This window comes from Enterococcus sp. DIV0755b, from assembly GCF_051713765.1.
Lineage (GTDB): Bacteria > Bacillota > Bacilli > Lactobacillales > Enterococcaceae > Enterococcus_C > Enterococcus_C canintestini.
This window is the reverse complement of record NZ_JBIOQN010000001.1, coordinates 2,821,294-2,828,092: the sequence shown is the minus strand read 5'-3', so window position 1 is coordinate 2,828,092 and position 6,799 is coordinate 2,821,294. Positions and strand designations below refer to the sequence as shown.

Genomic DNA, 6,799 nt, shown 5'->3' with positions numbered 1-6,799 from the left:
GCAGTATCAAAACTATGTAGATGGCAATAACTTTAGTGCACGTGTGGTTTTGACCGAGGGAAATCTTGACGAAATGACACGCAGCCAAGCAGATAAAGCTGCAAAAGAAAAAATTATTAGTTGGTTACAACCGAAGGGGTCCGAGTAATCGGGCTCTTTTTTACTTGAATGATGGGAGAAAGATTGTGATGGAAATATTTGAATATTTTAGACGTTTTTTAGTAACAGAAGACACGAAAATTTTATTTATTTTGGCGTTAATTTGCGGTGCGATGATTCTCGATTTCCTTTTAGGAACCATTGCTGCAAAAGTTAATTCGTCGATTGAATTCCAGTCACAGATTGGTATTCATGGCATTTTACGAAAAATGGCGAGTATTTTTTTACTCATCTTTTTTATTCCTTTATCTGTGATTGTACCTGGAGGCGTGGGCACTGCATTGTTGTATACGTTGTATATAGGATACCTTTTAATGGAGCTAAAATCCATATTAGAGAATTATCAAAAAATGGGCGGGACAGCAGACTTGTTTCAACGATTTTTAGACAGTTTTAAATCGAGCATTGACAAAAAGGATGATGACGATGTTAAACGGAATTGATGTATCGAGTTGGCAAGGAGATATCCAAGTTCAGAATATGGCATTGGACTTTGTGATTGTCAAAACGACAGGAGGCGGTGGGGGTGGTTTTGGCTATGTAAATCCATTTGCCGATCGCGTCTATCAACGAGCTAAAAAAGCCGGGAAGTTACTAGGATTTTACCACTATGCACACGAAATCGGGTTCCAAGGCTCTGCGATTGACGAAGCGGATTTTTTTATCAAGAATTCTAAGAATTATTTTGGAGAAGCCATTCCTATCTTAGACTGGGAATCCGATAACAAACACGATGTGGCCTGGGCGAAAGCGTTTTTAGACCGCGTATATGCTAGAACAGGCGTTAAGCCGCTCTTTTACACGTATACTGCTGTTATTAATAGCAATGACTTTTCCTCTATTGCAAAGGCAGATTACGGCCTGTGGATTGCAAATTATGGCCTCAATGCGGTGACAAATGGTTTTCGACAACCCCAACCGCCAAAGTCAAAAGGGTGGGCGACCACGGCAATGTTCCAATATAATTCACAAACCCGCTTACCAGGCTATGGTGGATTTTTAGATGCCAATGTATTCTATGGGGATGTGAATGCATGGAAAGCTTATGCAGCAATTAATGGTAAGCCAGAAAAGCCAACCCCAACGCCCAAACCATCAAAACCTAATCCTACACCAATAGGAGGAATTAAAATGAAAGAATTTACGTTAAATACAAATGTCAATTTGCGTACAGCTGCGACAACATCAGCGCCTATTATCGCACTTTTGAAAAAGGGACAAAAGGTCAAGTTTAATGATATTGTGTTAGCTGGCGGCTATCTGTGGGCTGTTCAACCCCGGACAGATCAATTCAAAAAAGGGTATATCTCTCTAGGGGAAATTAATTCGTATGGTTTGATTAGGTAAAAAAGTTTAGCTCAGGTCTCTTAATGAGGTCTGAGCTCTTTTTTGTTAATGAGTTGAAATAGAGTTGGACTTGATTCTTTTTTGTACATCAAGTATAATAACTATAACGATGAGTAAAGTGTTCATATTTATTCTCTCAGGCCCACGTTTTGTGGGTCTTTTTTATTAATATGTACGCCCCACGTTAGATGAGAATTTTCTCATAAATTGACCCAGACGAAACTGGGATTTTTCTATTTTGACCCAGATTTGACCCAGATAAGTTGAAATTCTATGAAATTTAGAAAAATACGAATTTCTAAAAACGTTGATGTATCAAGGGTTTTGAATGTTGTTAAAATTATAAAAGTGAGCATTTCCGGCTGATCAAGCTAAAGAAGCTTTAGCTAAATAAGCTTATAAATACTGTCCTATCAGTATTCGCCCCGCTCTTATTGAGTGGGGCTTTTTTTGTTGAAGTTGCATTTAATAAATAAGAAATTAAGTTATTTATTTTTGAAAAGTAGCATTTACATATCTTGTTAATACTATGGTTGTTATTCAATGCTATAAAAATATTCAGTGTACTCTAAGTATAAAAACAATTCGAAAAAGTGTGAATACACAAATGTATTTTAATAGGGTTTCTATTTATCTAGGGTTTTATATATGAGAAGTGAGATTTGCGTGCAATAACGATATTATTTCAGCAATCTGATAGAAAAAAGTTCATGAAAAATTTTTTATTAATGAGTTAATTCGTTCGTTGTTTGTCTTTAAAATATAATAGATTTAGCAACTACTGTATTTTTATTTAATAGTCTTATCCTGTTATAAGAAAAAATTATATTAACTATCCAATTATAGCTAAAAAAGAGCAGAAAATTTCTAGCAATACTTTAAGATAATAAAGCGAAGAGGATTAACATTATTGTGTGAAATAAATAGGATAAAAAAATGTCCACATATTCTAGACATAAGTTGATTAAGAAACCGCATACAAAGGGGGTAAAATATGAATCAAGAGGTGATGGAAATGATTTTTAGTTCTAACGAAAATATGCTGATTAACCTTTTGAATTTTGAAGAGTATGTCTCAGCAAAATATCTTTCTAAAGCACTATATGTTTCTACTAAAACAGTTTATCGAATGATAAAAAAAATTAATGAATTGTTTTTAGAAGAAAAACAAGAAGCTTTAATCATCTCAGAACCGGGAAAAGGTCATAAATTGAGTGATACTTTTCGTAATAAGAATTTATATTCAATAGTAGAGTTCACTGAGGAAAATAGTCTAAATGAGTTAGTCTTAGCATTATTGTTTAATCATCCTAAAAAGATAAATCGAGCTGTGTTAAATACACAATTTTTAAGTAATAGCTCAATCGAACGGCGATTGAAAAAGATTAATGAAATCGTTAATAAATATAATATTCAACTTAAAGTAAATCGTGACTATTTGTGGGTAATTGGTGAGGAAATAGATTTACGAAGAGCTATTAATAGTATTTTTTTAGAAACTAATAAACTAAATAGTCTAGGTGAGATTGGTATCGAACTAAATGCAATTGATAAACATTTTATTGATCAACAAATTAGTTTGATAGAAGAGATGTTAGGTGAATATATTAGTTACCCTTACGATATAACAATTTATACCCACATCTACCTAGTTATTAAGCGTTATCGAGATGGTGAAGTGCATTATCTAGAAAATCAAGAGCCACTTGAAAAAGATGAGCAACAATTGATGGAAGCAAACCCTCAAATGAAAACGGTTGCTCATGAAATAATTCGAAACATTAAAAATTATTTATCGTTGGATATGGATCCATTGGAAACTTATTTTTTATTTCAAAACATCTATTCAATTAATGTTCAAAAACGTGAAAGTAGTAATGTAGATAAAAAATTAGCAGAGGAAATTACAAAAAAATTTATTGTCGATTATTTTTCTATTTCAGATGTTTCATTACTACCATCAAGTCGATCTTTATACGATGATTTATATCAGCATATTTTACCAATGCTGAGCCGTTTGAGAGCAGGAATAAAAATCGAAAATAATTTATTAGATGAACTAGTGTTGGAGTATCGAAGCACTTTTATAAAAGTTCAAGAAATTGCACAAACAATCAATGGCGAATTAATGTTCGATACGAAAATGAATGATGCTGAGGTGGGATACTTGACCTTATATTTCGAAAAATATAAGTTAGATAGCCAAGAAAATCTGAATGTTTTACTTGTCTGCTCAACGGGGGTTGGAACTTCAGAGTTACTGAAAGTTCGAGTACAGCAAAAATTTCCTAACTTGAATATCATAGCTACAATGAGTCAACGACAGGTGAAAAAAAATCAGGAGTTTATTTTGAAGAATGTGGATATTATTTTTTCAACAATTCGTGTTCCTTTCACATTAGGAAATATTCCTGTTTTAACAATTAGTCCATTATTAACGGACAAAGATACTCAAAACATTAACTATTCATTGAAGGAGTTGGAATAATGGAAAAGATTGAATTGAATAAAGTAATTCATAAAGAGCTGATGATTGTGGATTCTAATGCAAAAACAAAGGAAGCGATTATTCAAGAGCTGGGTGATTTATTATATAAAAATGGCTTTGTTAGTAATGCAAAAACTTTTATTGACGATGTCTACTTAAGAGAAGAAGAAGGAGAAACAGGAATTGGTCAAGGTGTAGCCATTCCGCATGGAAAATCAGCTGCAGTAGAAAAAACAACTGTCGCAATAGCGATATTAAAGCAAGATATAGAGTGGGAAACTTTAGATGGTGAGGGGGTCAAGGTCGTTATTATGTTTGCGGTCAAAGATTCAGACGCAAATACTACCCATGTATTGCTTTTACAACAAGTTGCAATTTTGTTAGCAAATGATCAATTTATTAATGCTATTAAAAAAGTAACTTCTGTAGATGAGTTGTGTAATTTAGTTTTAGCATTTCAATAAAAATATAAAATCGGATTAATAAAGGAGAAGATCATATGTTAGTAACTGGAAAAGAAATTTTAAGTATTGCCAAAGAAAAAGGATTTGCTGTACCTGCATTTAATGCTGGTTCGGGACAATTATTAAATGCTGTGATGGAGGCTTGCGAAGAGGCACAATCACCCGTAATGATAGCAATTCATCCAGATGAACTGAGCTTTTTAACAGATAGTTTTGTTGCACAAGTTACGTATTTGGCAAATCATACTAAAATTCCAGTTTGTATCCATTTAGATCATGGAGCAAGTTTTGAACAAGTCATTCATGCTATTAGTATTGGATTTACGTCTGTCATGATTGATGCATCACACCTTTCTTATGAGGAAAACGTTGCAATTTCTAAAAAAGTCGTTGAAGCAGCTCATGCAGCAGGTGTCTCTGTAGAAGCGGAGTTGGGTACGATTGGGGATACGGGTAATACTGTTGAAGGTGGAGTAAGTGAAATTATCTATACTGATCCTAAAGTTGCCCAAGACTTTATTACACAAACCGGTGTAGATAGCATAGCTGTGGCAATTGGAACCGCACACGGTATTTATCCAAAAGATGTTGATCCTAAATTACGTTTGGATATTTTAGAAGAAATCGAAGCGTTGACAGATATTCCTCTAGTCCTTCACGGTGGATCAAGTAATCCAGATGATGAAATCAGTAAAGCGGTAACTATGGGTGTGAACAAAATCAATATATCTAGTGATATTAAAATAGTTTTTGCAAACAAATTACGAGAAGTATTAAATGCAGGTAATACTGAAATTAGAGAACCAAACGTATTATTCCCGAAATGTATGGAAGAAACAAAAAAAGTTGCTTTAGAAAAAATATACTTGTTTAAATCAAATGACAAAGTCAAATTCTATAATTAAAGGAGTGTAACAAATGAAAATCGTTGGAATTGCAGCCTGCACGGCCGGAATTGCTCACACTTATATTGCTAAAGAAAAATTAATCCAAGCTAGCCTGAATCGGGGACATGAGGTTCACATTGAGACACAAGGATTAGCAGGCACACAAGATGCATTAACTCAGCAAGAAATTGATGCAGCAGACGTAGTGATTATTGCAGCAGATATTAAAGTTAATGGTCGGGAGCGTTTTAAAGATAAAAAGGTTATTGAAGTTCCTACGGGGTTAGTGGTGAAGTCGCCGAACAAGCTAGTTGAAAAGCTTGAAGAAGTTACAGCATAGGAGGTCTACAATGGATAAAATTAAAGAAATTGGATTCAAAAAGCATTTGATGACTGCTATTTCATTTTTCTTACCAATTATTGTTGCGTCTGGTTTTTTGCTTGCGATTGGGAATATGATGGGTGGTCTCACAATTGATAACTTTCGTGATGGATTCAGTTTTGCTGATACCATGTCTACCATGGGTGGTTATGGATTAGGATTTCTTCCAATGATTGTTTCAACTGCTATTGCTTATTCTATCGCAGACAAGCCAGGTATTGCACCCGGACTAATTGTTGGTTTTGTTGCTCATGGAATTGGTACGGGATTTCTTGGTGGAGTTGTTAGCGGATATATTTCAGGATATATTGTTGTATTTTTGATGGCAACAATCAAAGTTCCAAAATGGATGGATGGCTTAATGCCAACACTAGTTTTACCGTTCTTAAGTGCTTTTCTTTCAGGTATGGTGATGTATTATGTGGTGGGAACGCCAATTATTTGGTTCACGGATATAATTACCAATTATCTTGGGAATTTAAATACATCTTCGTTATTTATTTATGGAGCTATTATTGGAATTTTAGCTTCTATTGATTATGGTGGAGCTATTAATAAAGTTGTTTTTGCTTTCGTTTTTGCTTTATTCTCTGAAGGTATCTATGAACCGATCACCGTTTTAATCTTAGCATCAATGGTAACACCGTTTGGTTTAACTATGGCTTACTTTATCGGCAAAATTATTAACAAGAATATTTTTAATAAGCAAGAGATCGAAACCCTAAAAACAGCTTTTCCAATGGGAATTTGTCAGATTACAGAAGGATGTTTTCCGATTGTATTGAATGATTTACTTCGTAATGTTATTGCTACGGGTGTTGGTGGCGCTATTGGAGGCGGATTGAGTATGTTGTGGGGAGCTGATAGTCATATTCCAGCATCAGGGATGTTTGCAATTCCGACAATGACGCGTCCTTGGGCCTTTATAGGAGCATTACTAATTGGTTCTTTAGCAACTGCCATAACCATCCTTATTTTGAAGAAGCGAGTTAATCCAAACGAAGAAATTGTTCTGGAAGAAAAAGAAGAGGAAGATATCTCTTGGGATGATTTAAAAATATCTTAGAGAAAA

The 6,799-nt window shown here is 34.2% G+C and carries 7 protein-coding genes; all 7 read left to right on the top strand.

The genetic code is table 11. The features are described from left to right. Positions 1 to 188 precede the first annotated feature (188 nt). Positions 189 to 602: a phage holin family protein gene (locus IGI65_RS13645; protein ID WP_438774389.1), complete on the top strand. Its 414-nt coding sequence runs from the start codon at positions 189 to 191 to the stop codon at positions 600 to 602. Then, positions 577 to 1,506, top strand: a complete 930-nt coding sequence (locus tag IGI65_RS13640; protein ID WP_438774388.1) for a GH25 family lysozyme — start codon at positions 577 to 579, stop codon at positions 1,504 to 1,506. Before IGI65_RS13645 ends, IGI65_RS13640 begins: the two co-directional genes overlap by 26 nt. A 994-nt stretch (positions 1,507 to 2,500) precedes the next feature. After that, on the top strand, positions 2,501 to 3,994 hold the full coding sequence (locus IGI65_RS13635) for a BglG family transcription antiterminator (protein WP_438774387.1): 1,494 nt from the start codon (positions 2,501 to 2,503) through the stop codon (positions 3,992 to 3,994). Further along, the gene (locus IGI65_RS13630; RefSeq protein WP_438774386.1) at positions 3,994 to 4,458 is read left to right on the top strand and encodes a PTS sugar transporter subunit IIA; all 465 of its coding nucleotides are present in this window, start codon (positions 3,994 to 3,996) and stop codon (positions 4,456 to 4,458) included. Before IGI65_RS13635 ends, IGI65_RS13630 begins: the two co-directional genes overlap by 1 nt. Positions 4,459 to 4,493: 35 nt before the next feature. Beyond that, on the top strand, positions 4,494 to 5,363 hold the full coding sequence (locus tag IGI65_RS13625) for a ketose-bisphosphate aldolase (protein ID WP_438774385.1): 870 nt from the start codon (positions 4,494 to 4,496) through the stop codon (positions 5,361 to 5,363). Between the two features lie 13 nt (positions 5,364 to 5,376). After that, on the top strand, positions 5,377 to 5,685 hold the full coding sequence (locus tag IGI65_RS13620; RefSeq protein ID WP_438774384.1) for a PTS fructose transporter subunit IIB: 309 nt from the start codon (positions 5,377 to 5,379) through the stop codon (positions 5,683 to 5,685). A gap of 10 nt (positions 5,686 to 5,695) precedes the next feature. Continuing rightward, positions 5,696 to 6,793: a PTS fructose transporter subunit IIC gene (locus IGI65_RS13615; RefSeq protein WP_438774383.1), complete on the top strand. Its 1,098-nt coding sequence runs from the start codon at positions 5,696 to 5,698 to the stop codon at positions 6,791 to 6,793. Positions 6,794 to 6,799: the final 6 nt, after the last annotated feature.

Excerpts from the sequence above, each read along its gene's own strand:
- IGI65_RS13645 (WP_438774389.1), top strand. The coding sequence starts at position 189 with ATGGAAATATTTGAATATTTTAGACGTTTTTTAGTAACAGAAGACACG.
- IGI65_RS13640 (WP_438774388.1), top strand. The coding sequence starts at position 577 with ATGATGACGATGTTAAACGGAATTGATGTATCGAGTTGGCAAGGAGAT.
- IGI65_RS13635 (WP_438774387.1), top strand. The coding sequence starts at position 2,501 with ATGAATCAAGAGGTGATGGAAATGATTTTTAGTTCTAACGAAAATATG.
- IGI65_RS13630 (WP_438774386.1), top strand. The coding sequence starts at position 3,994 with ATGGAAAAGATTGAATTGAATAAAGTAATTCATAAAGAGCTGATGATT.
- IGI65_RS13625 (WP_438774385.1), top strand. The coding sequence starts at position 4,494 with ATGTTAGTAACTGGAAAAGAAATTTTAAGTATTGCCAAAGAAAAAGGA.
- IGI65_RS13620 (WP_438774384.1), top strand. The coding sequence starts at position 5,377 with ATGAAAATCGTTGGAATTGCAGCCTGCACGGCCGGAATTGCTCACACT.
- IGI65_RS13615 (WP_438774383.1), top strand. The coding sequence starts at position 5,696 with ATGGATAAAATTAAAGAAATTGGATTCAAAAAGCATTTGATGACTGCT.